Origin of the sequence: Pseudomonas ulcerans (assembly GCF_036324125.1) — a bacterium.
Lineage (GTDB): Bacteria > Pseudomonadota > Gammaproteobacteria > Pseudomonadales > Pseudomonadaceae > Aquipseudomonas > Aquipseudomonas ulcerans.
In genome coordinates this window covers 50241-71852 of sequence record NZ_JAZDQN010000027.1, presented here as the reverse complement: position 1 = coordinate 71852, position 21612 = coordinate 50241, and the positions used below count along the sequence as shown (strand labels likewise).

The window sequence follows — 21612 nt, the reverse complement described above, 5'->3', positions numbered from 1 at the left end:
AGTCCGTCGGTTGTGCCTTATATGCGGTCAACGATCGAGGTAGTCGGGGGTTCGCTTTTCGACAAAGGCCGAAACGGCTTCCTGATGGTCTTCGGTATGGTGGGCCAGCGACTGATAGGCTGCCGACAGCTCCAGCAGCGAATCCAGGCGCATATGCTGCCCTTCGCGCAGCAGGCGCTTGCACAAACGTAGCGCGTGACCCGGGTTGCTGGCGATACGCTCGGCCAGCGAGCGTGCTTCGGCCATCAGTGTCTGGTGCGTGCACACCTGCTCGACCAGCCCCCACTCCAGCGCCTTGACCGCATTGATCGTATCGCCGGTAAAGGACATCAGGCTGGCCTTGGGCACACCGATAATCCGCGGCAGCAACCAGGCGCCGCCATCGCCCGGCACGATGCCAAGGCGCACGAAACTCTCGGCGAACACCGCCGAGGTCGACGCCAGGCGGATGTCGCACATGCAGGCCAGGTCAAGGCCGGCACCGATTGCAGGGCCGTTGACGGCGGCGATCACCGGGATATCCAGTTCGTACAGCGCCAGGGGGATGCGCTGGATGCCGTCGCGGTAGGTGTTGCGCAGTTCATATGGCGAGCCCGCGAAGATGCCGCCACGCTCGTGCATGTCCTTGACGTTGCCGCCGGCACAGAAAGCGCTGCCATTACCGGTCAGTACCATGACTCGAGCGGACGTGTCGCGACGCAACGCGGCGCACAAGTCAACGAATTCCTGGATCTGCTCCGGCGTGGTCAGGGCGTTGCGGGTGTCAGGGTGATTCATGCGCACGGTGACGATACCGCCCTCGCGCTCGATCTGAAGAAACGGGTTCATAGCCGATTACTCGCAAGGCCAGACAAAGGTTGCTTACCGTGACAGGTCAACAACGGCCAGTAGCCGTCGCTGCCGCCCTGGCAAATCTGCATGCCCAGGCGCTGGCTCCAGAGGCTGGCCGAGCCGAACTCGCTGCGCCATGCCCACAGCCTTCGGCTGAGCAGGTGAAGGGGATACTCCTCGGTAAAGCCGATGGCGCCATGTACCGAATGGCCGATACCGGCACCAACGCTCGCGGCGTCGGCAGTGCTGATTTTCGCAACGGTGATGGTCAATGCCGCGAGCCCGTCGTCGGACTCACAGAAGGCCGCTTCAGCGGCAATGCCCGCAGCCGCCGTCTGCTCGGCCATTACCGCCAACTGTTGCTGAATGGCCTGGAAGGAGCCGATGGCCTTGCCGAACTGCTTGCGCTCCCGCGCGTAGCTGGCGGTCATCTCCAGCAACGCATGCAGAGCGCCGGCAGTCTGCCCCGAGCGCAACATGGCGCCCCCAAGTTCCAGCACATCGGCGCCGAGTCGGTCCGGAAGCTGTGCGTGGGCAAGCACTCGCGCACCACGGAAGACCAGGTCGTCACGCGGCTCCCCGGCCACGTTGAGGCTGAGGGTGAGTTCGCTGGCCGTACTGCGTTGCAGCAGCACCACCTGTGGAGTGCCAGTATCAGTCATGGCGATGGCGACCAGCGCCTCAACATTGCGCCCCCAGGGTACGGCGCGAGCGATACCGCTGACGCAGCCATCGGCCAGGCTCAATTCGGCACGAGCGGCGATGCTCAAGGCACCCTCGCGCCCTTCGAGGCCGGCCTTGCCCAGCAGCCAGTTGGCCAACAACGCCTCGCCCAGCGGGGCCGGCACGGCATGCCGCCCGGCGGCACGGACCATTACATACATATCCGCCCAAGTGGCCCCCGCGCCGCCCAGTGCTTCGGGGGCGCCGGCCAGGGTAAAGCCTGAATCGTCCAGCGCAGACCACAATTGGGCCGGCCACTCGCCGCCCTCGCAGCCGAGCACGTAGGCCGGCGTTGCCAGGTCGGCGAACAGGCGTTCGATCATCGTTTCGAATAGTTCGCGCATTATCGCAACTCCAGCCCGCGGGCAATGATGCCGCGCAGAATCTCGCGCGTGCCACCACGCAGTGAAAAGGACGGCGCCATCTGTGTCAGGTAGGCCAGCACCCGGGCGTATTCGCTGCCACCCGACTGGCGCGGCTCGGCGTCCAGCAGCAACTGCGCGACTTCCGGCAGTTCCTGTTCAAACACATTGCCCAGATCCTTCACGCAAGAGGCAGCCCAGGCTGGATGCTCACCCGCGGCCAACTGTGCGGTGACGGACAACGACATGTTGCGCAGCGTGAGCAGCCTGGCCGTCAGACGCCCGACCTCCCGCGCCTGCAAGGCATCAGGCGTCTTGCCCAATGCATCGATCAGGGTGGTGAGCAGCGCCATGCAACTGAGAAAGCGCTCAGGACCGCTGCGCTCAAACGCAAGCTCCGCGGTCACCTGCTCCCAGCCCTTGCCTTCACTGCCAATCAGCGCGTCGCCCGGCAGGCGCACGTTGTCAAAAAACACTTCGTTGAAATGCTCTCCACCGGCAAGGTCGCGGATTGGCCGGATGGTGATACCGGGCAGGCTCAGGTCTACGATGAATTGCGACATGCCCTCGTGACGCGCGGCCTGTTTTTCACCGGTGCGCACCAAGGCAATCATGTACTGCGAGTGGTGCGCGTTGGTGGTCCAGACCTTCTGCCCGTTGAGTAGCCAACTGTTCCCGTCGCGCACTGCGTTGCTCTTGATCGACGCCAGGTCGGAACCGGAATTGGGCTCGCTCATGCCGATGCAAAAGTAGCTTTCACCGCGGCAGATGGCAGGCAGGTAGCGCTGCTTCTGCTCCTCCGTGCCAAAGCGGTTGATCAACGGTCCGCTTTGCCGGTCGGCAATCCAGTGAGCCGACACGGGGGCACCGGCCGCCAGCAGTTCCTCGATGATCACATAGCGGGCAAACGGCCCGGCCGCTGCGCCGCCGTAGGCTTTGGGCAGCGCCATGCCGACCCAGCCGCGGGCGCCCAGTTGCTTGCTGAACCCGGCGTCGAACCCCATCCAGGAATGGGCACGCAAGGTCGGCGGGTAATTGGCCAGATGAGTCTTGATAAATTCCCGGACGTCCGCGCGAAGTGCCTCGGCCTCGGGAGGAATGGAGCTGTAGCTGAATTGACTGATGGCCATATGCGCTCTCTAACGCTGAACACAGGCGCAATCGCCCCGCATGGGGCGACCACAGAACCGCCCCTTGCTCCTGCCGCCGATGCGCGACGCCTGAAGCAAGGGCGGCGACTTACAACGCGGTTTGCGCGTCAGCCTGGGCAAACATCGCGTTGATGTCTCCAGAGGTCACCGGCTTGTTGTCATGGCGACCGTGGTCGGCGCCGCCCAGGCCCAGCGCAGGCTCAATGCTGACATGCGTGGCCTGGGCCCGCAGCGCGCCGACTGTGCAGTTTTCGCGGCCGTGAATGGAGAACGGGTCGAAGGAAAACTCGCGCATCGCATTCAGGTGGGTGACCTTGTCGATGACGTCCTTGGACAGGTGCTGCAGACCCTCCCACGCGGTTTCCGGCGAGTTGGGCCAGGTGCAGTCGGAGTGCGGGTAGTCGCTCTCCCAGGTGACCATGTCGGCGTTGAGGAAATCCAGGTTCTTGAGGCCGAATTTGTCTTCGATGAAGCAGGTGATGAAGTGCTTGTTGAAGATGTCGCTGGGCATCTTCCCGCCGAAGTTGGAATTGGTCCACGCGTTGTGATGGCGGTGGGTGAAATCGGCACGCTCCAGCAGATAAGGCACCCAGCCAATGCCCCCTTCGGACAGAGCCATGCGCAGGTCGGGAAACTTCTTCCACATCGGCGCCCAGATCCAGTCAGCCGCCGAGTTGGCGATGGAGATCGGCATGGACGTGATCCACGCATCGATAGGCGACAGGTCAGACGCGTGGTCCGCTTTCACGCCGGTGCCGATGTGGCAGCAGATGACCACCTTGTTGTCGCTGCACGCCTTCCACAGTGGGTCCCAGTAGTCACTGTGAATCGACGGGTAGCCGTGGATGGCCGGGTTGTCCGACAGCGAGACGGCATGCACGCCTTGCCGGGAGAGGCGCACGACCTCGGCGACCGCCGCTTGCATGTCCCACCACGGCACAATCATCAGCGGGATAAAACGGCCTGGCGCAGCGTTGCACCAGTCGTGCAGGTGCCAGTCGTTGTAAGCCTGGATCGCGGCCAGTGACACATCGCGGTCGCCGTGCACCTGGAAGCGCTGTCCGGCAAAGCCTGGGAACGTCGGGAAGCACAAGGAGCCGAGCACGCCGTTGGCGTTCATGTCGTCGACGCGGTCCTTGATGCTCCAGGTACCACGACGCATCTGGTCGTAGCCCAGCGGCTCCATGCCGTATTCCTCTTTCGGCCGGCCGACCACGGAGTTCAGGCCCATGTAACCGGTGGCCTGCTCTTCGAACACCCAGACGTCACGCTCGCCTTTCTTGACCACATGCGGCTCACGCCCCTTGAAGCGGGCCGGCATGTGACGGGCAAAGGCATTGGGCGGCTCGATCGCGTGGTCATCGACGCTGACGAGAATCAGATCTTCAACTTTCATGGCTATCCCCTTCGCATTCGGGCTTGTTGTTGTGAATGAAGCATAGAGCAGATCCAAAACTAATTAAACACTTTTTTTGATTGTGTTCAATTAGCGTTGTCATGCAAGGCCGCCAACGGCGCGCAGGGGCAGCTTCAATCCCACAGCACATGCAGATAATGCGGGCCGCGCAGCTGCGCACCGACAATCTCCGGCCCGGGTTTGTCCGGGTCCAGGCGAATATTGGGCATCAGGTCGAGAATCGCGTTGAGCGCGCAGTTGATCTCGGTCTTGGCGACGAACTGGCCGATACACATGTGCGGGCCGAAACCGAAGCCGAAGGAGGGTTTGGGCTTACGGTCGATATCGAAAGTGTCGGCATTTTCGAAGGCGTCTTCGTCGCGGTTGGCGGAGGTGACAATGCACTGCACCATCGCCCCTCGTGGAATCGATACACCGCGGATCTGCAGGTCTTGGGCGGCCTGGCGAACCTTGAAAGTGGCTACGGGCTCGAAGCGTACGGCTTCATCGATGGCCTTGTTCACCAGGCTGCGGTCGTTGCGAACTCGTTCCAGTACCTCAGGATGCTGGAGCAGCAGCGATATCAGGGTGCCGAAGGTACGGGTGGTGGTTTCACTGGCCGCCGGCAGCAGCGAACGCACGAAGGTCGCGATTTCATGGTCGTCCAGGGATCGGCCCTGGTACTCGGCCTGGATCAGGCGACTGATGAGGTCGTCGCCCGTACCGCCCTGCGCGCGACGATCGGCTACTACGTTCTTGACCACGTCATACAACGCCTGTGCGGCGTGCATCGCCGCGCCACGTGCCGCCGCGGCCTTCTCCGGGTCAACCTGAGGACCCGCCAGGATCGCCAACGCCCAGGCCGCGTACTGCTCGATCTGCTCCGGCCGGTCTTCCGGGAAACCGATCAGCGAATAGATCACACGGATGGGGAAATACAGCGCGAAGTCCATCAGGTCGGCCGACTTGGCCGGCACCATGGGCTTGAGGTACTCCTCGCGAATCACCCGGTCGATCCGGGTTTCTTTCCAGCGATTGACGGTATCGGGCATGAACACCGGTTGCAGCAGGCTGCGGATGTTCTTGTGCGCCTCGCCATCCATCGCGGTCAGGATCAAGCCATCGAAAAAGGCGCCCAGACCCTCGGCGATAAAGCCGCTGGTGAAGTTGCCGGCATCGCGCATCACGGCCATCACGTCGTCGTACTTGAACAGGGTGAAGGTAGGCCGTGTGGCGTCCAGCCCGGCGATGGATGGCACCCCGAGGCGCGCCATGAAGTTGTCTTGCAGTACTGGGGAATTGGCGCGCATGTCGCGGTAGGTCGCATGCAGGTCGATATCATTGGTACCACGGTAATTGCTGGCTACATCGGAAAATGCCTTGGTTAGGTCGCTTTGTGCCGGTGTGGACATGATCATCTCCGCTTTTATTGTCATTATTTTTAATCGGTTCTTGGTATGGGCCCTCTATGCGGTTCAATGCCAGGCCCAACTCACATGCATATGAACAAATACTGGTTTTTTGAACACTTAAATTCATGCATGACCGCCTTCAATACGCTTGCTGCACCAGCGTCATACGCCCGCCCGCCAGCATCAGAGCGCAGTACATGCCCAGTTCAGCTATCTGCGCGGCAGAAAAATACACAGCGAGCTGGCTGAAATGCCGGTCGTCGATCGCCAGGTAATCGCTGGCAAACAACTCCGCGTAACACAGCGCCGCCCTTTCCTCGGGGCTGAACCACGCGCTGTCGCTGGCCATGCAGGCGATGTCCTGTTCGGTGACGGTGTCCGACTTGCGCGCCAGTTGGCAGGCCTGGCAGGTGGTGATGCTGGCGATCTTCAGGCGTACCAACTCGCGCAAGCGCTCGGACAGCAGGCTGTCGCTATGCAAGCACTCCATCAGCCCCAGCCAGGCCAGGGCAGCCGCCGGGCGGTGCGCCCAGACCTGAACCGGGGTGATGGAACTGAGCATGCGGCTGCGCTGCCCGCGCTCGACCGCGTCCTGCAACGCGGGCGGCATGTCGCCCAGGGCAACCAGAGGCAGGCGGGCCACTTCAATCCAGCCGTTCAATGATTGTGGCGGTGCCCATGCCCCCAGCACAGCAGATGGCCTGCAGGCCGAAGCGGGCACCGCGGCGCTCGAGCTCATTGAGCAAAGTGGTCATCAGACGCGCACCACTGGCCCCCAGAGGGTGCCCAAGGGCAATGGCACCGCCGTTGACGTTCAACTTGTCGTGAGGCACGCCGGTTTCCAACATCCAGGCCAGCGGCACTGAGGCGAAGGCTTCGTTGACCTCGAACAAGTCGATGTCAGCGAGGTTCAACCCCGCCCTTGCCAGCACCTTGTGGGTGGCGGCGATCGGCCCGGTCAGCATCAAGGTGGGATCGGAGCCGACCGTGGTGAAAGCACGGATGCGTGCCCTTGCCCTGAGCCCAAGCTTTTTCGCCGTGTCCGCATTCATCAGCAGAAGCGCGGCGGCGCCGTCGGAAATCTGCGACGAATTGCCGGCGGTGATGCGCCCCGTCTCTGGACGAAAACTGGTCTTGAGGGTCGACAGCTTTTCCCGCGAAGTATCCCGGCGAATGGTTTCATCCCGGCGCAACACACCAGCAGGCTCGATCAGGGATCGCTCCTTCAGGTCATCGACCACGACCGGAATGATTTCATTGTCGAAATACCCGGCGTCGCACGCAGCGGCGGCGCGCTGGTGGCTGGCAAAGGCAAAGTCATCCAGGGCCTCGCGGCTGAGCGACCATTTGTCGACAATCCGCTCGGCCGCTTCACCCTGGCTGGTCAACTCATAGTGCTGCGCCGCCATCCAGCCGAACGCCTCACCATGAAGGTCACGGTTGCTGCCCATAGGCACGCGGCTCATGTTTTCCGCGCCACCTGCCACGACAACCTGCGCCGCACCGCTGGCAATTGCGCCAGCGGCCAGATGCACCGCCACTTCACCCGAGCCGCATTTTCGGTCGATGGTCAGCCCGGGAATGCCGACCGGCCAGCCTGCCCCCAGCAGCGCGGTGCGGGCAATATTGGCCGACTGCTCGCCGATCTGGGTCACGCAGCCGAAGATCACATCTTCGACTTTTTCGGGAGCAACATCGACGCGCTCGATCAAGCGACTGATCACCAGCGAGCCCAGGTGGTCGGCGCGTACGCCCGCCAGGCTGCCGCGAAACCTGCCAATGGGAGTACGCACCGCATCAACGATGACGACATCGCTCATAGTGCACTCGCCTTGAGCCCGGACCCCGGGACCTGCTTGCCGTCGACATAGCGATACACGCCCTGCCCTGTCTTGCGTCCGAGGCGGCCGGCCGCAACCATCTTGATGATCAGCGGGCAGGGACGGAACTTCTCGCCCAGCATCTGGTGCAAATAGCGCAATACCGAAAGCCGCGTGTCCCAGCCAGTCAGGTCACCCAGCTCCAACGGCCCCATCGGGTGGTTGAAGCCCAACCGTAATGCGGTATCGATGTCCTCGGCGGTAGCGGTGCCTTCCTGCAGCATCCACATCGCCTCGTTACCCAGCAGCGCCGACATCCGGCTGGTGGTCAGCCCCGGCGACTCATTGACGATGATGGAGGTTTTGCCGATCTGATCGCACAACGCGCGGGTGCGCACCACCACCTCGTCGCTGGTGGCCAGGCCACGCACCAGCTCCACCAGTTTCATCTTGTGCACCGGGTTGAAGAAATGCATGCCGATGACCCGTTCGGCGGCATCTACCGACGTGGCGATCTCGGTCACACTCAGGGCTGAGGTGTTGGTGGCAATGATGGCGTCGGCGGCCAGCAGCGGAGCAGCCTGGCGGATGACTGCCTGCTTCACCGCCAATTGCTCGGAGACAGTTTCCACCAGCCAGTTCGCACCGCTGGCGGCCTCGTTCAGGTCACTGGTGGTCAGCAGGTTGACCAGCGAGCGCTGCGCCTGTTCCTCGCTGACTTTGCCCAGGCGCACTCCATCGCCAAGGATTTTTTCGATGCTTGCCCGCGCTTGGGTCAACGAAGCCGCGTTGGTATCGACCAGAACGGTGACGAAACCGGAACTGGCGAACGCATGTGCGATGCCGGTGCCCATCAGACCTGCACCCACGACCACTACTTTTTCTGTCTTGTTGGCGTTCATGTGTGGTTCTCGATTAGCTGCGTTTTTTTGCCGACTACATTTCGCAATGTGCCGATGCCTTCGACGCTGGCCTCAACCACGTCGCCCTCCTTGAGATACAGGCCAGTGCCCATGCCGACGCCCGCCGGCGAGCCGGTGAACAGGACATCGCCCGTGGCAAAGCTGGAGCGTTGCTGCACGAAGCTGATCAACTGCCCCACGTCCCAGGTCATCTCCGCAGTGGACCCGTCCTGGCGAATCTCGCCATTGACTTTCAAGGTCAGGCGCAACTGCGGGGAGCCTTGCGCAAACTCGTCCTTGGTGACGATCCACGGGCCGAGGCCCGTGGTCTGGTCCTGGCTCTTGGCGGCGAACAGATCCATGCCAATGCCGGGCGGCCCGCTGCGCTGCAGGTCGCGGGCACTCACGTCGTTGCCAACGGTGTAACCCAGCACGCAGGCCAGCGGATTTTCGACATCGATCTCGCCCGTGCCGATCACTGCCACCAGTTCAACCTCGTGGTCGAGTTCTTCGGTCAAGGGCGGGAAGCGTATGGGGTCACTCGCGCCGATCAGCGCGCCGTAGGCCTTGAGGAAGGCCACCGGCTGCGCCGGCGCGCTCAACCCGAACTCCACCAGGTGCTTGGCGTAGTTGGCGCCCGCCACCACCACCCGATTGATCGGTTCGATCGGTGGTAGCAAGCGGATTTCCGACAGCGCCAGCGATGGGCCGGCAAGCCGCACGGAGCTGATGCCCCGGCCCGCCGCAACGGCCGGCGCCCAGTCTCTGAAGTCGCCGGAAACAGGGGTTACCTGGTCCTGGGCGACATCGACCACGGCCCAGAATATGCCGACCGCAGGATGCTCACAGCGTGCCAGCTTCATCAGGCACCTACCTTGCCCAACTTGGCGGGGTCGAGGTGCAGCAAGCGGCATGCGTTTTCATAACGGATCTTGCGCAGGTCGGCATCCGACAGCTTCAAGCCGTGGGTCAGGTCATGGCGTACCGCGTCGCTGCCGCCGAAGTTGCTGCCGTACAGCACATGATCGGCGCCGATGATATCGACCAGCGCCTGGCGCATCGGTACCTCATGCAGCTCGACGTCGAAGTAGAAGTTCTTCATGTAATCAAGCAGCGGCTTCTTGTTGTATTTGACGTCCAGGTTCTCGTTGGTCTTGGCCAGGCGCCCGAGCTGATACGGCACGTAGCCGCCGCCGTGGGTGATGTACACCTTGAGGTCGGGGAAGCGGTCCAGCACACCACCGCAAATCAGGTTCCAGAAGCAGCGGCTCTCGTCGTACTGCATGCCGACAATGGCGGTGGTCTCGTAACGGTCGTCGTTGGCGTTCTTGCCCCAGGTGACTGACTGGTTGTAGCCGTGGATGAACATCGGCAGGTCCAGGTCGCAGAGGGTCCTCCACACCACATCCAGCTCCGGCGAATCGAACTCCAGCCCGCCGAAGTTGGCGCCGCCGGCCACCATGCCCTTGGCTCCCAGCTCGGTGCAGGCATAACGCAGTTCAGCGGCCGCCGCCTCTGGTGCGTTCAACGGCACATGAGCCCAGAACATCAGGCGGTCCGGAGCCGCCGAGCAGTACTCGGCCAGCGTGGTGTTGACGGTACGTGCAAACGGCACGGCGAACTCGGCTTCGGTCCAGTACATGTAGCAGTGCGACGGCACCGAGATCACCTGCAGGTTCTGCCCTGCCGCGTCCATGCCGGCCAGGCGGACTTTCGGGTCCGCCCAGCGCGCGAAGTATTCCTCAAGCTTGGGACCGTTGCCCGAGCGCACGGCAGCCTTACGCTCAGGCGACCCGAGCCCAAGAATCCATTCCCCCACGCGCAGTTTGATATCGCCATCGGCGTGCTGTTCGAAGAACGGCCCCCAGTGCGGGTGCTGGTTGTAGTAGCCCGGATGGGGTGCGTGAGCGTGCAGATCGATAAGCATGTGCAGGTACCTCGAAGTTGGCACTTTTTTGTTGGTTTGCAGCGCGGTGCCTTTGCGCGGTCACGGTCAACCGACGCGAGAAGGGGAACAGCAAGGCTCGCTACCAGGCCAGAGCTTAAAATTAATTTGAGCAGAAATCAAAATTCTGTTCATATTATTTTCTTGACCGTGCCGAGACCCTTGGTGCAGAGCCCGCCAGCCGTCACGACGGAGGAGCTCGCAGCAGGGCAACAAGAGCAAGAGCACGAGGGAGGATTTTCCACAGGCAATAAAAAAGCCCCCGATTGGCGGGGGCTTTGCCTGTACAGAAGAGCGAAAGCACGTATCAGCGGCGAGTCCGCGAGGTGGACCCCATGATCAACGCGCCCAGGAGCTTTTTCACACGTACCGGGAACAGTCGGCGCCCTGCGGCTTCCGGTACCAGAATTTCGCTCAACACATAGCGAATGATCATCTCGCAGATCAGCTCCCGGTCCAGACGCACGCCCAGACGGTCGTCCCAGTCATCGAAAACGATGCCCAGACCATCCTGAAAGCGCACGATCGAGTCGTGGAAAATCCGCCGGAAAAATCCCAGCGCATAATCTGGCGCGACCACCAGCAGGCGCCGTGCGCGGCTTTGCTCGAGGTAGTTGTCAAGGTAGGCGAACAGCGCGTTCAAGCGGGCTTCCGGGTCACTGATGTGACCCAGTTCCTGCGACAGCGAAGTGTGGAAGCTTTCGCGCTTGTGCCGCGAGAACGTGTCCAGCAGGTCTTCCTGGGAAGAGAAATAGCGATAGAAGGTGCCGCGCGAGACACCCGCGACCTGGCACACGTCAAGAATGGAGATGCGGTCGGCGCCCGACATCAGTACCACTTCTTCGGTCGCTTTGAGAATGTTGGCGATGGTTTCTTCCGAGCGACGATTCGGCTTGACCTTGTTGACTGCAGCCACCGGGCCGTTTCGTCGCTCAACAGTCTTGACTGCCTTCGCACCGCCCGGGGGGGCGTCAGGCGCGGTCTTTTTTCTGGGTTTGGCAGCAGCCTTAGGCGCTTCTGCCTGCTGGGTAGCGTTTTTTGGCATGGACTTGCAGGCTCGTCGAGAGTAGAGATGAGGTCACGGTAACATAGAATCTGTGCATAAATAACTGTATATGTTCAACTTCACCCTAAAGACAATTCTAGATTTTACATTTAGAATCCAATTCTCTATCAAAAATAAAAATCAGGCGACCAGCACTCACTGGCGCCTCAACGGAGAAAATTCATGGGCAGCAGTGGAAATCCAGAAACCTGGGCAGTAGGAGAACGAGACACGGTCATCGACGCGCTAGAACGCGCGGTGGCAAGGCATCCAGCGCGTATACTGCTGGATTTCAGCGGTGAGTTGTACACATACGAAGAGGTTGACTCACTTTCAACCAAAATGGCCAATGCCCTGGCCACGCTCGGCATCAAGCCGGGTGAAACCGTGCTGACCATGCTCGATAACAACATCGATGCGGTCATCACCTGGCTGGCCATCAACAAATTGCGTGCGGTGAGCGTGCCGATCAACACCGCGCTCAAAGGCGAGTTTTTGCGACACCAGATCGTCGACACCGGCACCTCGCTGGTGATCTGCGAGGCAGCCTACCTAAAGCGCATCACATCGCTGGCAGAACAACTGCATGACGTGCAGCACATTCTGCATCGCGGTGCGCTCGATAGCGTGGTCGAGTGCCCGATTCGCATCACGACACTGGACAGCTTCCGCGGCGAGGACACCACCCCACTCGCCAACAAGCCGCAACCGTCCGACCTCGCATGTTTGATCTATACCTCGGGCACGACCGGCCCGTCCAAAGGCTGCATGATCAGCTACAACTTCATGTGCAACCTGGCTCGCCTTCAATTGCGCGCCGGCCCTGCCAGCGCCGACGACGTCACCATCACGCCGCTGCCGTTGTTCCACATGAACGCCCTGTGCGTGTCGATAATCGCCAGCATCCTGGTAGGTGCACGCGCTGCCATACTGCCGCGTTTCTCGGTGTCAGGCTTCTGGCAGGAGGTGGAGCGCTCGGGTGCCACCATCGCCTCGATTCTCGGCGGGATGGGCGGCTTGCTCGCCCAGGCGCCCGACAACGAAGCCATGTTGCGCTGCGTGGGGCAGATCCACACCGCTCGCGGCAACCCCTATACCGAAGAAACCAAAAAGATCTGGCGCGAACGCTTCGGCACGCCCCTGGTAGGCGGCAATGGCTATGGACTTACCGAAGCCTGCGTGATCACCTCGCTGGCCGCCGGCGAATACGCCGCGCCGGGATCCTCGGGCAAACGCATTGCCGACTTCGATGTACGCATCGTCGACGACCTGGACCAGGAAGTACCACCCGAAACCGCCGGTGAAATCGTGGTACGCCCTCAGCGCCCGGACATCATGTTCCAAGGCTACTGGCGCCGGCCCGAGGACACCCAGAAACTGATGCGCAACATGTGGTTCCACACCGGCGACATCGGCAAGTTCGATAATGACGGCTTCTTCTACTTTGTGGACCGCAAAAAGGACTACCTGCGCCGCCGCGGCGAGAACATCTCCAGCTTCGAAATGGAAGCCGCCTTCAGCGTACACCCGGCGCTGGCCGAGGTAGCGGTCCATGCGGTGCCATCCGACAAGGGTGAGGATGATGTGAAAGTCACGGCGGTATTGCATGAAGGCGCCACGCTGCAGCCCGAAGATCTGTTCCATTGGGCAGTGGATTCAGTGCCCTACTACGCCCTGCCTCGCTATATCGAGTTTCGCGAAAGCTTGCCGAAGAACCCGCAGGGCCGAGTATTGAAATACCTGCTGCGCGACGAAGGCAAAACCCTTGCAACATGGGACCTGGAAACCACTTCGATCAGCGTTGCAAAGAAGTAGCGGTTGTATCCGGTACAAAAAAAGCGCGGCACTCGCCGCGCTTTTCATTTGCTCCTTCAGTATTCGCGCACGGAAATGTCTTTGGGGCGAGAGTTGTAGCCAGGCAGGTGCAATCCGCCGTCGACGTGAATGGTTTCACCGGTAATGAAGCGCGACATCTCACTGGCCAGGAAGACTACCACCGGGCCGATATCAGCTTCGGGCTCGCCACAACGCCCCAGCGGGCGCATGGAAGCGGACATTTCAGCGAAACCGGGGTTTTCTGCCGCCAGCTTGTGGAAAGTGGCGCCCATCGCGGTGGGTGCGATGGCATTGGTGCGAATGTTGAAGCGCCCCCACTCGGAGGCAGCGCTGCGGGTCAGCCCGACGATGGCCGACTTTGCCGTGTTGTAGTCGCCATGCAGCCAGGCACCGATCTCGATATCGATCGAGTAGAAATTGATGATCTTGCCGCCGCCACGCGCCTTCATGTGCGGGAGCGCCGCCTTCATCGCCCACCAGGCTGCCCACACGGTCGAACCCAGGGTCTGCTCGAGCATGGCGTCGGTCTTGTCTTCCAGAAGTACGTTGGGTGTGGGCGCGAACGCGTTGTTGACCAGTATGTCCAGGCCACCGAACTCATCGACGGCCAATTTCACAGCAGCTTCGATATCAGCTTTGCTGCAAACGTCCGTTCGGATGAACACCGCCCTGGCGCCAAGCGCCTTGAGCTCCGCCACCACAGCTTCCCCGCTGAGCTCATCCAGTTCGGCGACCACTACCGCAGCCCCCTCCTTGGCGAAATTAAGCGCGATACCTCGACCAATCCCGCCACCGGCGCCGGTAATCAGCGCGACCTGTTCGTTCAGCAGGGCCATAACCGCTCCTTTTCTTGTTTTTAGTGAACATAATAGTATTTAGTGTTCAAATATAGCTGATTTCAGCGCCCCCTCACACCCCTTGCACAAGGACGCCAAGATGACTGCTTTTCGACGCCGCGTAGACATTACTGCCAGCGCAGACCACGTTCGTGCGGCGCTGGAGGACGACTTTCATCACTTTCGCGTATGGGCCAACCACTGCGCGGGCCAGGTCACGGCCATCGGTGGCGAAGCGCTGCGCTACCCCTATTCCCTGTGCCCGCAGGCATGCGATCAACTGCAGGCACTGGTGGACATGCCGCTGGCGCGGATTGCGCATACGGTAACCCGGCAAACCGACGCCAGCCATCAGTGCACCCACCTGCTCGACCTTGCCGGCCTGGCTATCGCGTCTGCTGCCCGCGGCATCTGTCGGCGACGCTACGCGATTCAGGTCGGGGCGCGTATCGACGGCCGTACCCGCGCACGCCTGACACGCGACGATGGGCTGGTCCTGAACTGGGAAATCAACGGCACGATGATCGAAAGCCCATCGCCTTATGCCGGCGTCAACCTTCGCGAAGGTATGGCACGCTGGGCACTCGGCACCCTAAGCGAAGACGTCGCCGAAGCGGCGCTGCTTCTGCGTCGCTGCACCCTCATCTCGATGGGACGCGCCTATAACCTTGACGAGCAGGTCCACGCCACTAGCAGCGGTCGCTGCTACAGCCAGCAAGCGGAACGCGCGGAACGGGCTCTGCGCATGAAGGGCTCGACGCTGGATTTCAGCGACGAGCCGCAGGCCTTGTGCGCCCAGGACCAGACATGGCTACATGCCCGGCCCGACGGCCCTACGGCGTGATACACCGCTTGGCCGCAGGCTCATTACCTAGAGGAAGATAGCGAGGTTGGGTGTACCCAGTACCGCCTGGTCCAGAATGACCTCACGCCGTGACAGCTTGAACCCGGTAGCACCCAGCCGTAGTACATCGCGCCGCTCGCCGCTGATGATGTCCACGTGGTGGTCCTTGAAACGGCTTCGCGTCAGCAACAGGTAACTGGTCACCACGAACTCGTCGGATTTCTCCGTCTCTTCCACGAACACGTTGGTCACCAGCCGACGCGTACGCGAAGGCGGATCTTCTGCCCAGGCGCTCTTGCCGGACAAGCGCAGGATGCGTCCCATCATTGAGCGGTAGTCGTCATGGTAGTGCTGCACGCTGCGCACGATTGTGGTTTTCAATTCCGAAGCCAGGCGCGTCTGGCGCAGCGGCACGGTGTACACCAGATCCGTGTCCAGGCGCTCGGCCCATTCCTGAAGGCGAATCTGGTCGAGCAAGGTGGCCTCCTCGTAAAGGAAGGTCACCACATCGTTGTAGACCGGCGACCCCACCGGCACTCGCCGCGTACCGACCGGGGAGCCTGGCTGGATATCCTCCACGCCGCGTTGCTGAACCTGCGTCATGAGCAATTCCTCATTATTGTTCTTGTACCTGGATAGTGACGACTTGAAGGGTGAGCGTGCAGAAAGGGTCGCCGACGAAGGCGCCCCTCCCCCCGCACTTACTTCTCGTCAGAGGCGGTCATCAGTTCGTGCCAATACAGCCACCAGTGCCACTGGGTATCGTCCTTGGTAAACCCTTCGTTGACGATGCCAGGGCCCGGCCAACCTTCAGGTGCGCCGGTCTCGTAACAGGCCTGGTACTTGAGCGTGCTCTTGCGTCCCATCGCCCCTTTGGCGGCTAGCGTCATGTGCGGCCAGGTGTCGGAGTCATCCTGCTCGACCATGCCAGAGGTGCCGAACAGCTGGATGGTCTGCTTGAGCATCTTGTCACGCAACTCCGGTGGCGCATCCTTCTCGGCGAATATCCAGTTAACGAACTCCAGCTTGTCCGGGCCTTGCGGTACATAGGCATGCATGGTCATGGAGCCCACTACACTGCCGTCAGGCTGGGGAATGTAGACAAAGCCAAAGAGAATGTTCGGGAACATGCCACCGACTTGCGGCGGCATGCTGGTAAGGACCTGGAGTTGCTCATCAGTGAGGTTACGCGCCAGTTGCTCGACCATACCGGCGGTCATGCCGGCGGGAGGCAGCGCTTCAAGCTTCTGCTGCACGCTGAGCTCGGCCGGATCCAGGCCGGTCAGGCGCTTGATCTTGCGGGCAAGGTCGATGCAACGCAACGCGTGACCATGAGGTGAGCTGACCTCCACACCGATCATTTCCGGGCTCAGGTCAGCGGTTTCACCTTCGCCCTTTTTAGCGTAATTGCCCACCTCACCCAGCCAGCGGTGCAGCGTCAGGGTGTGGAAGCCATCGGCGGCCGATTGCTCACCCGCGGTTTTCCAATTGGCGTTGACGATGAAACGCTGGGGCGGGCCGAGCACTTCCATGCCCTTGTCGGAGCGACAGAACAGCATGTCGTAATACCACTTCGCGTCACCCAGGAACTCTTCGAAGGACGGTCCCTCAATGTTCCAGGTCGCGAAGACCAGCCCACCATAGAGCGTTACACGCGCCTTTTTAAGGCCCAGTTGCTCCTTGGGCATCATCTTGCCGTGCATGCACTCGCGCTCGACCGGCGAGCCGACAAAGTCGCCGTTGGGGCGGAAGGCCCAGCCGTGGTAGATGCATTTGTGAATCTGCGTGTTGCCGCAATCGGCGGTGGTGATGCGCATGCCACGGTGCGGGCAGACGTTCAGGGTGACGAACACCTCGCCTTGCTTGCCGCGCGCCACAATCACCGAGTCAGACCCCAGGTCGCGGACCATGAAGTCCCCGGCGTTGGGGATTTCCGTTTCATGGCCCAACATTACCCAGATCTTGCCGAAGATCTTTTCCATCTCCAGCTCGTAAATCTCGTGATCAGACAACACGCGCATTTGCACTTCACGTGTAGCGGGGTAGATGAGGTCCGAGACCTCCGTTCCATCAGACAATACGGGGCTTTTTCTTGTTAGCATGATTGCCTCCTGCTCAGGGTGTCACGGCGAATCCGCAACGAAATATAAGACACTTTATTTATTTTTGTATACTTCATTCACACGCAAAAATTAGGTGGGTGGTCGGAGGGCGTCAAACATCCGAGGCCCGCTCCTGACCCACCTGGGTGCGCAACACACCAATACCGTCGATTTCCAGCTCAACCACGTCGCCACGCTTGAGATAGCGAAGTTGCTCGAGACCGCAGCCGTTGCCCACCGTACCGGAACCCAGAAACTCCCCTGGATAAAGGGTTTCCGAGCGGGACACATGGGCAATGACATCTTCAAACCGCCAGCGCATGTCGCGGGTATTGCCGCGCCCCCACTCCTCGCCGTTGACCCGGGCAACCATATTCAGGTCATAGGGGTCGCCCAGTTCATCCACGGTTACCAGGCAGGGTCCCATGATGTTGGCGGTATCGAAGTCCTTACTCTTGGCAGGGCCAAGCATGCCGGGCATCTCCAGAGCCTGGGCATCGCGGGCGCTCATGTCGTTGAAGATGGTGTAGCCAACGATATGCGCGCCAGCAGCGTCACGAGTGATGTCCTTGCCGCGCTTGCCGATGTAGCACCCGAACTCCAGCTCGAAATCCATCGCGCGGCTGAAGCTCGGCCACTGGAACTCATCGTCGATACCCACCACCGCAAAGCGATTGCCTTTGTAGTAAATGGGTTGCTTGTTGAAGGTCTCGATCACCCGATCATCGGCACGGGTATTCATGGCCTTGAGGGTGGCCTCGGGGTCTTCGGTACGCAGCGCGCGGGCACGGCGTGCCGCAGCAAAACTCTGGCGCAGGTGCAACTCGAAACAGGAGCAATCGCGCATTTGCGGCGGTGGCTGGATCGGTGCGCGCAGCTTGACACTGGCGCGCTCCAGCACCGCTGCCGAAGGCGCCTTGGTAATAAGGGAGCGCGCCAGTTCCAGTGCCGTCTCACCGCCTTCGACCAGGGCGAGAATACTGCCCAGGGCGGCGCTGTCGCGTCCTTCCAGAACGCGATAGGCGGTCAGCAGATCAAGTACCTTCTGGTCCTGATCGAGCAGCGCGCCAGCACGGTCCACGCCATTGGCGTCGGTATAGGTGACCAGCCTCATACCCGACCGCTCACGGGCAACAAAGCGCCGGTCATGGCGGCCGCTTCATCGGACAACAAGAACGCGACCACCCCCGACAGTGCCTGGGGGGTCACCCAGCGGCTGCTGTCGGCGTCGGGCATGTCGGCGCGATTGGCTGGGGTGTCGATGATGCTGGGCAACACCGCGTTCACCGTCACGCCACGGTCTTTCAGCTCTTCGGCCAGGGCTTCGGTCAGGCGGGCCACACCCGCCTTGGAGGCGGCATAGGCGCCCATGCCGGCTGCGGCCTTGACCGATGCCAGCGCGCCGATATTGACGATTCGCCCGGCGCGGGATCGCAGCAGGTAGGCCAGTGCCGACTGAGCACTGACCACGGCGGTGCGCACGTTCATCTGGTACAGGCGGTCCCAGGTGTTGAGGCTACCGCCTTCGAGGGTTTCCCAGGAAAACCCGCCGGCGACATTGACCAGGCCATCAATGCCGCCCCAGTGCGCGGCCGCCTGCTCGAATGCGCCAGCAGCCGACTCGGCCGAGGTCAGGTCGACTCCACCGAGGCACAGCAGGTTCTGCGTCGCCAGCAGATCAGCAGGCACCTCGCTGCGATCCAGCAGGATCACCCGCGCACCCTGCGCCAACAGGTACTTGCCCAGCGCACTACCCAAGGCGCCGAAGCCGCCCGTGACGACTACCCTTTTGTCCAGTAATGACTGGGACATAGCCACATCCTCTTGTTGTTTTACCGTGCGAACGGTCGATTCGTGCTTTCTCTGGCGGCAATATATGACACTTTTCCAAAATATGTGCAAATGATACTGTGTGACTCCACGTCAAACATTCACCCGGACTGCTGATGCCTAGAAAACTCCCTGCACTGAACGCCGACAACCGCGCCTTCTGGCAAGGCGGTGAAACGGGCCGTTTGCTGATACACCGCTGCGCGGCCTGCAGCCGCTACTTTCATCCGCCCGCCCCGCTCTGCCCGCATTGCGCAAGCTTCGAGGTGGCCCCCGAGCCGGTGTCCGGCCAAGGCAAGGTGCTCAGTTTCACCATCAACTACCAAGGTTGGGCGCCAGACCTGGAGGTGCCCTATGTCGTGGCGATCATCGAGCTGCCAGAGCAAGCCGGCCTGCAATTTGTCAGCAACGTAGTGGGCACACCGGTGACAGATGTACATATCGACATGCCGGTACAGGTCACCTTCCTCAATGTCGAGGATGTGTGGCTACCCCTGTTCGAGAGGGCTCAGTGATGTTCGATCATCGTTACGAAAAAGACGTGGCCATCACCGGCATCGGTCAGTCGGAAGTGGGCCGGCCGTCAGACAAGTCAGCCATGCGCCTGACCCTCGATGCCTGCCTGCAAGCCATTGCCGATGCCGGGCTACAGCGCAGCGATATCGACGGGGTGGCGTGCTGGCCGGGCGACAACAACAATGGCGACCCGTTTTCCCCGGTGGGGCCAAGCGCTCTGAAAAGTGCCCTGGGGCTCAACGTCAACTGGTTCGGCGCTGGCTACGAAGGACCTGGCCCCCTTGCCGGGGTGATCAACGGCGCCATGGCGATCGCTGCCGGACTGTGCAAGCACGTGCTGGTGTTTCGTACCATCACCGAAGCCTCGGCACGCGCGGTCAACCGGCAGGCCGGCGCACTGACCGCCAAGACCCAGGGCCGCGACAGCAGCTATGCATGGCAATGGTTCACGCCGTTCAATGTGCACTCAGGCATAAACCTGATGGCCCTGTACGCCCAGCGCCATTTTCATGAGTACGGCACTCGCGCCGAACAACTGGCGCAGATCGCGCTCACCTGTCGACGCAACGCCATGCGCAACCCCAAGGCGGTTTACCGCACACCCATGACGATGGACGACTACATGGGTGCGCGAATGATCTCCTCGCCCCTGCGCCTGTTCGATTGCGATGTGCACTGCGATGCCTCTACCGCCATCGTCCTGTCGCGTCGCGATGTGGCCCAGGACTTGCCGAATACGCCAATCCGCATCGAAGCCATGGGTGCCGCGCTGAACCAGCCCTGGTCGTGGGACCAGATCTCACTGACCCGGATGGCCGCCTTCGATGTCGGTCAGATGATGTGGTCGCGCACCGACTACACCCCGCAGGACGTAGGCTCGGCGCAGTTGTACGACGGTTTCTCGATTCTGACCCTGATCTGGCTGGAAGCCTTGGGCCTGTGCCCCGTTGGCGAAAGTGGGGCCTTTGTCGAAGGCGGGGGGCGCATCGCGCTGCAGGGCAGCTTGCCGATCAACACCAACGGCGGGCAGTTGTCCGGCGGACGCACCCATGGCCTCGGCTATGTGCACGAGGCGTGCTTGCAACTGTGGGGCCGCGCCGAAGGTCGGCAAACCCGCGATCATTGCGTCAGCACAGTGGCCGCGGGCGGCGGTCCCCTGGGAGGCAGCCTGCTGCTGGTACGCGAGTAGCGGCGGGTTTCAGTAGAGCACGCAGGCGACTTCGTTACAGAACTCGATCAGCGCCTTGCCCATCTCGGCAAGGCCCTCTTCGTCGCGCTGGCCACGGAACATCACCGCCGAAACGGTGAACTCGATGCTGTTGGACGGCGAATAGATCGGTGCCGCCACGGCCAGGATGCCGCCCGAAAAATGCCCGTCGTCCATCGCCCAGCCCCGCTCGGCAGCGACTTTGACTTCCTCGCGATAATCCTCGAGCGACAGCGGTCGAGCCCAGCGGATCTTCTCGAAACTGCTTTCCAGCAGCGGATCGTCCATGTCGATCTGAGTGGCGAACAATCGCCCACTGGCGCCCATCAGAATCGGCAGCCGTTGGCCTTCGGCCATATCGATGCGCACATCGGTGGGGCTGGCGGCGGAACTGACGATGACGATCCGGTCCGGGCTCATCTTGCGCCACAGCGTGATGGTGACCCGCAGCCGCGACGCGAGGTTCTGCAACAGTGGCTTGGCCATCTGCACGCGGTGACCCTGGGTCACCAGTTGCTCCACCAGGCGTGCCAGGCCGGAGCCCACGGAGTAGCGCTTGGACAGCGGGCTGAAATCAACCACATCTTCCTGCACCAGGGTCCGCAGGATGTTGAAGCAGGTACTGGGGTTGATGCCGAGCTGACGGGCGATGTCCACGGAACGCTCGGGTTTACCGCCCTGGCTGAGGTGACGCAGGATGCGTATGGCATTGGAAACCGGTTTCACAAGAGTGGCATTGGCCGATTTTGCGCTGTCGCTGACGTCTGAAATGTCCATACTGCGTCCCGGTAACAAATTATTGCCGTCATTCTAGCTTGAGAATTACCAGCGACGTAAAAGTTTTACATGGGAAT

At 61.5% G+C, this 21612-nt stretch carries 21 protein-coding genes; 4 read left to right on the top strand and 17 right to left on the bottom strand.

Translation table 11 applies throughout. From position 1 onward, the window contains the following. Window positions 1–27: 27 nt before the first annotated feature. The 11 genes from V0R59_RS21630 to V0R59_RS21580 form a co-directional block, all read right to left on the bottom strand. Window positions 28–828, bottom strand: coding sequence for a crotonase/enoyl-CoA hydratase family protein (locus tag V0R59_RS21630; RefSeq protein ID WP_095156556.1), 801 nt, complete (start codon window positions 826–828; stop codon window positions 28–30). After that, window positions 825–1898, bottom strand: coding sequence for an acyl-CoA dehydrogenase family protein (locus tag V0R59_RS21625; RefSeq protein WP_330076704.1), 1074 nt, complete (start codon window positions 1896–1898; stop codon window positions 825–827). Before V0R59_RS21625 ends, V0R59_RS21630 begins: the two co-directional genes overlap by 4 nt. Beyond that, window positions 1898–3046 (bottom strand): acyl-CoA dehydrogenase family protein, encoded by a 1149-nt coding sequence (locus V0R59_RS21620; protein ID WP_330076703.1) that lies wholly within the window; start codon window positions 3044–3046, stop codon window positions 1898–1900. Before V0R59_RS21620 ends, V0R59_RS21625 begins: the two co-directional genes overlap by 1 nt. A gap of 109 nt (window positions 3047–3155) precedes the next feature. Then, on the bottom strand, window positions 3156–4463 hold the full coding sequence (locus V0R59_RS21615; protein ID WP_330076702.1) for an amidohydrolase family protein: 1308 nt from the start codon (window positions 4461–4463) through the stop codon (window positions 3156–3158). Between the two features lie 134 nt (window positions 4464–4597). Further along, entirely contained in the window at window positions 4598–5875 is a 1278-nt protein-coding gene (locus tag V0R59_RS21610) for a cytochrome P450 (protein ID WP_330076701.1), read from the bottom strand. 139 nt (window positions 5876–6014) lie between these two features. Beyond that, window positions 6015–6518: a carboxymuconolactone decarboxylase family protein gene (locus V0R59_RS21605; protein ID WP_330076700.1), complete on the bottom strand. Its 504-nt coding sequence runs from the start codon at window positions 6516–6518 to the stop codon at window positions 6015–6017. Between the two features lies 1 nt (window position 6519). Further along, on the bottom strand, window positions 6520–7695 hold the full coding sequence (locus tag V0R59_RS21600) for a thiolase family protein (RefSeq protein WP_330076699.1): 1176 nt from the start codon (window positions 7693–7695) through the stop codon (window positions 6520–6522). Further along, window positions 7692–8597, bottom strand: a complete 906-nt coding sequence (locus tag V0R59_RS21595; protein WP_330076698.1) for a 3-hydroxyacyl-CoA dehydrogenase — start codon at window positions 8595–8597, stop codon at window positions 7692–7694. The genes V0R59_RS21600 and V0R59_RS21595 overlap by 4 nt, the downstream gene beginning before the upstream one ends. After that, window positions 8594–9460, bottom strand: a complete 867-nt coding sequence (locus tag V0R59_RS21590; protein ID WP_330076697.1) for a fumarylacetoacetate hydrolase family protein — start codon at window positions 9458–9460, stop codon at window positions 8594–8596. Before V0R59_RS21590 ends, V0R59_RS21595 begins: the two co-directional genes overlap by 4 nt. Continuing rightward, complete coding sequence (locus V0R59_RS21585; protein ID WP_095156549.1) at window positions 9460–10524, bottom strand: amidohydrolase family protein; 1065 nt, start codon at window positions 10522–10524, stop codon at window positions 9460–9462. The genes V0R59_RS21590 and V0R59_RS21585 overlap by 1 nt, the downstream gene beginning before the upstream one ends. Before the next feature lie 325 nt (window positions 10525–10849). Next, window positions 10850–11587 carry a TetR/AcrR family transcriptional regulator gene (locus V0R59_RS21580; protein ID WP_330076696.1) on the bottom strand — a complete coding sequence of 246 codons (738 nt, stop codon included), beginning with the start codon at window positions 11585–11587 and terminating at the stop codon, window positions 10850–10852. Between the two features lie 183 nt (window positions 11588–11770). Here V0R59_RS21580 and V0R59_RS21575 point away from each other — a divergent pair, with 183 nt between their 5' ends. Continuing rightward, window positions 11771–13402 (top strand): ATP-dependent acyl-CoA ligase, encoded by a 1632-nt coding sequence (locus V0R59_RS21575; RefSeq protein ID WP_330076695.1) that lies wholly within the window; start codon window positions 11771–11773, stop codon window positions 13400–13402. 56 nt (window positions 13403–13458) lie between these two features. On the opposite strand, the gene V0R59_RS21570 is transcribed toward V0R59_RS21575, so the two are convergent. Further along, window positions 13459–14259 carry an SDR family NAD(P)-dependent oxidoreductase gene (locus V0R59_RS21570; RefSeq protein ID WP_330076694.1) on the bottom strand — a complete coding sequence of 267 codons (801 nt, stop codon included), beginning with the start codon at window positions 14257–14259 and terminating at the stop codon, window positions 13459–13461. Window positions 14260–14359: 100 nt separating this feature from the next. On the opposite strand from V0R59_RS21570, the gene V0R59_RS21565 reads away from it, so the two are divergent. Continuing rightward, window positions 14360–15103 (top strand): DUF2889 domain-containing protein, encoded by a 744-nt coding sequence (locus tag V0R59_RS21565; protein ID WP_330076693.1) that lies wholly within the window; start codon window positions 14360–14362, stop codon window positions 15101–15103. 27 nt (window positions 15104–15130) lie between these two features. Here the strand turns inward: V0R59_RS21565 and V0R59_RS21560 are convergent, their stop codons facing one another. The 4 genes from V0R59_RS21560 to V0R59_RS21545 all read right to left on the bottom strand — a co-directional run bounded on the left by V0R59_RS21560 (window position 15131) and on the right by V0R59_RS21545 (window position 19017). After that, window positions 15131–15706 carry an aromatic-ring-hydroxylating dioxygenase subunit beta gene (locus V0R59_RS21560; RefSeq protein WP_330076692.1) on the bottom strand — a complete coding sequence of 192 codons (576 nt, stop codon included), beginning with the start codon at window positions 15704–15706 and terminating at the stop codon, window positions 15131–15133. A 98-nt stretch (window positions 15707–15804) separates the two neighbouring features. Then, complete coding sequence (locus tag V0R59_RS21555; protein WP_330076691.1) at window positions 15805–17205, bottom strand: aromatic ring-hydroxylating dioxygenase subunit alpha; 1401 nt, start codon at window positions 17203–17205, stop codon at window positions 15805–15807. 112 nt (window positions 17206–17317) lie between these two features. Then, window positions 17318–18319, bottom strand: a complete 1002-nt coding sequence (locus V0R59_RS21550; protein ID WP_330076690.1) for a fumarylacetoacetate hydrolase family protein — start codon at window positions 18317–18319, stop codon at window positions 17318–17320. After that, the gene (locus V0R59_RS21545) at window positions 18316–19017 is read right to left on the bottom strand and encodes an SDR family NAD(P)-dependent oxidoreductase (protein ID WP_330076689.1); all 702 of its coding nucleotides are present in this window, start codon (window positions 19015–19017) and stop codon (window positions 18316–18318) included. The genes V0R59_RS21550 and V0R59_RS21545 overlap by 4 nt, the downstream gene beginning before the upstream one ends. A 134-nt stretch (window positions 19018–19151) precedes the next feature. On the opposite strand from V0R59_RS21545, the gene V0R59_RS21540 reads away from it, so the two are divergent. Further along, window positions 19152–19550, top strand: a complete 399-nt coding sequence (locus V0R59_RS21540) for a Zn-ribbon domain-containing OB-fold protein (protein ID WP_330076688.1) — start codon at window positions 19152–19154, stop codon at window positions 19548–19550. Beyond that, window positions 19550–20740 (top strand): thiolase family protein, encoded by a 1191-nt coding sequence (locus V0R59_RS21535; RefSeq protein ID WP_330076687.1) that lies wholly within the window; start codon window positions 19550–19552, stop codon window positions 20738–20740. Before V0R59_RS21540 ends, V0R59_RS21535 begins: the two co-directional genes overlap by 1 nt. Before the next feature lie 9 nt (window positions 20741–20749). Here the strand turns inward: V0R59_RS21535 and V0R59_RS21530 are convergent, their stop codons facing one another. Continuing rightward, window positions 20750–21535 carry an IclR family transcriptional regulator gene (locus V0R59_RS21530; protein WP_095156538.1) on the bottom strand — a complete coding sequence of 262 codons (786 nt, stop codon included), beginning with the start codon at window positions 21533–21535 and terminating at the stop codon, window positions 20750–20752. Window positions 21536–21612 lie beyond the last annotated feature (77 nt).

Excerpts from the sequence above, each read along its gene's own strand:
- V0R59_RS21630 (WP_095156556.1), bottom strand. The coding sequence starts at position 828 with ATGAACCCGTTTCTTCAGATCGAGCGCGAGGGCGGTATCGTCACCGTG.
- V0R59_RS21625 (WP_330076704.1), bottom strand. The coding sequence starts at position 1,898 with ATGCGCGAACTATTCGAAACGATGATCGAACGCCTGTTCGCCGACCTG.
- V0R59_RS21620 (WP_330076703.1), bottom strand. The coding sequence starts at position 3,046 with ATGGCCATCAGTCAATTCAGCTACAGCTCCATTCCTCCCGAGGCCGAG.
- V0R59_RS21615 (WP_330076702.1), bottom strand. The coding sequence starts at position 4,463 with ATGAAAGTTGAAGATCTGATTCTCGTCAGCGTCGATGACCACGCGATC.
- V0R59_RS21610 (WP_330076701.1), bottom strand. The coding sequence starts at position 5,875 with ATGTCCACACCGGCACAAAGCGACCTAACCAAGGCATTTTCCGATGTA.
- V0R59_RS21600 (WP_330076699.1), bottom strand. The coding sequence starts at position 7,695 with ATGAGCGATGTCGTCATCGTTGATGCGGTGCGTACTCCCATTGGCAGG.
- V0R59_RS21595 (WP_330076698.1), bottom strand. The coding sequence starts at position 8,597 with ATGAACGCCAACAAGACAGAAAAAGTAGTGGTCGTGGGTGCAGGTCTG.
- V0R59_RS21590 (WP_330076697.1), bottom strand. The coding sequence starts at position 9,460 with ATGAAGCTGGCACGCTGTGAGCATCCTGCGGTCGGCATATTCTGGGCC.
- V0R59_RS21585 (WP_095156549.1), bottom strand. The coding sequence starts at position 10,524 with ATGCTTATCGATCTGCACGCTCACGCACCCCATCCGGGCTACTACAAC.
- V0R59_RS21580 (WP_330076696.1), bottom strand. The coding sequence starts at position 11,587 with ATGCCAAAAAACGCTACCCAGCAGGCAGAAGCGCCTAAGGCTGCTGCC.
- V0R59_RS21575 (WP_330076695.1), top strand. The coding sequence starts at position 11,771 with ATGGGCAGCAGTGGAAATCCAGAAACCTGGGCAGTAGGAGAACGAGAC.
- V0R59_RS21570 (WP_330076694.1), bottom strand. The coding sequence starts at position 14,259 with ATGGCCCTGCTGAACGAACAGGTCGCGCTGATTACCGGCGCCGGTGGC.
- V0R59_RS21565 (WP_330076693.1), top strand. The coding sequence starts at position 14,360 with ATGACTGCTTTTCGACGCCGCGTAGACATTACTGCCAGCGCAGACCAC.
- V0R59_RS21560 (WP_330076692.1), bottom strand. The coding sequence starts at position 15,706 with ATGACGCAGGTTCAGCAACGCGGCGTGGAGGATATCCAGCCAGGCTCC.
- V0R59_RS21555 (WP_330076691.1), bottom strand. The coding sequence starts at position 17,205 with ATGCTAACAAGAAAAAGCCCCGTATTGTCTGATGGAACGGAGGTCTCG.
- V0R59_RS21550 (WP_330076690.1), bottom strand. The coding sequence starts at position 18,319 with ATGAGGCTGGTCACCTATACCGACGCCAATGGCGTGGACCGTGCTGGC.
- V0R59_RS21545 (WP_330076689.1), bottom strand. The coding sequence starts at position 19,017 with ATGTCCCAGTCATTACTGGACAAAAGGGTAGTCGTCACGGGCGGCTTC.
- V0R59_RS21540 (WP_330076688.1), top strand. The coding sequence starts at position 19,152 with ATGCCTAGAAAACTCCCTGCACTGAACGCCGACAACCGCGCCTTCTGG.
- V0R59_RS21535 (WP_330076687.1), top strand. The coding sequence starts at position 19,550 with ATGTTCGATCATCGTTACGAAAAAGACGTGGCCATCACCGGCATCGGT.
- V0R59_RS21530 (WP_095156538.1), bottom strand. The coding sequence starts at position 21,535 with ATGGACATTTCAGACGTCAGCGACAGCGCAAAATCGGCCAATGCCACT.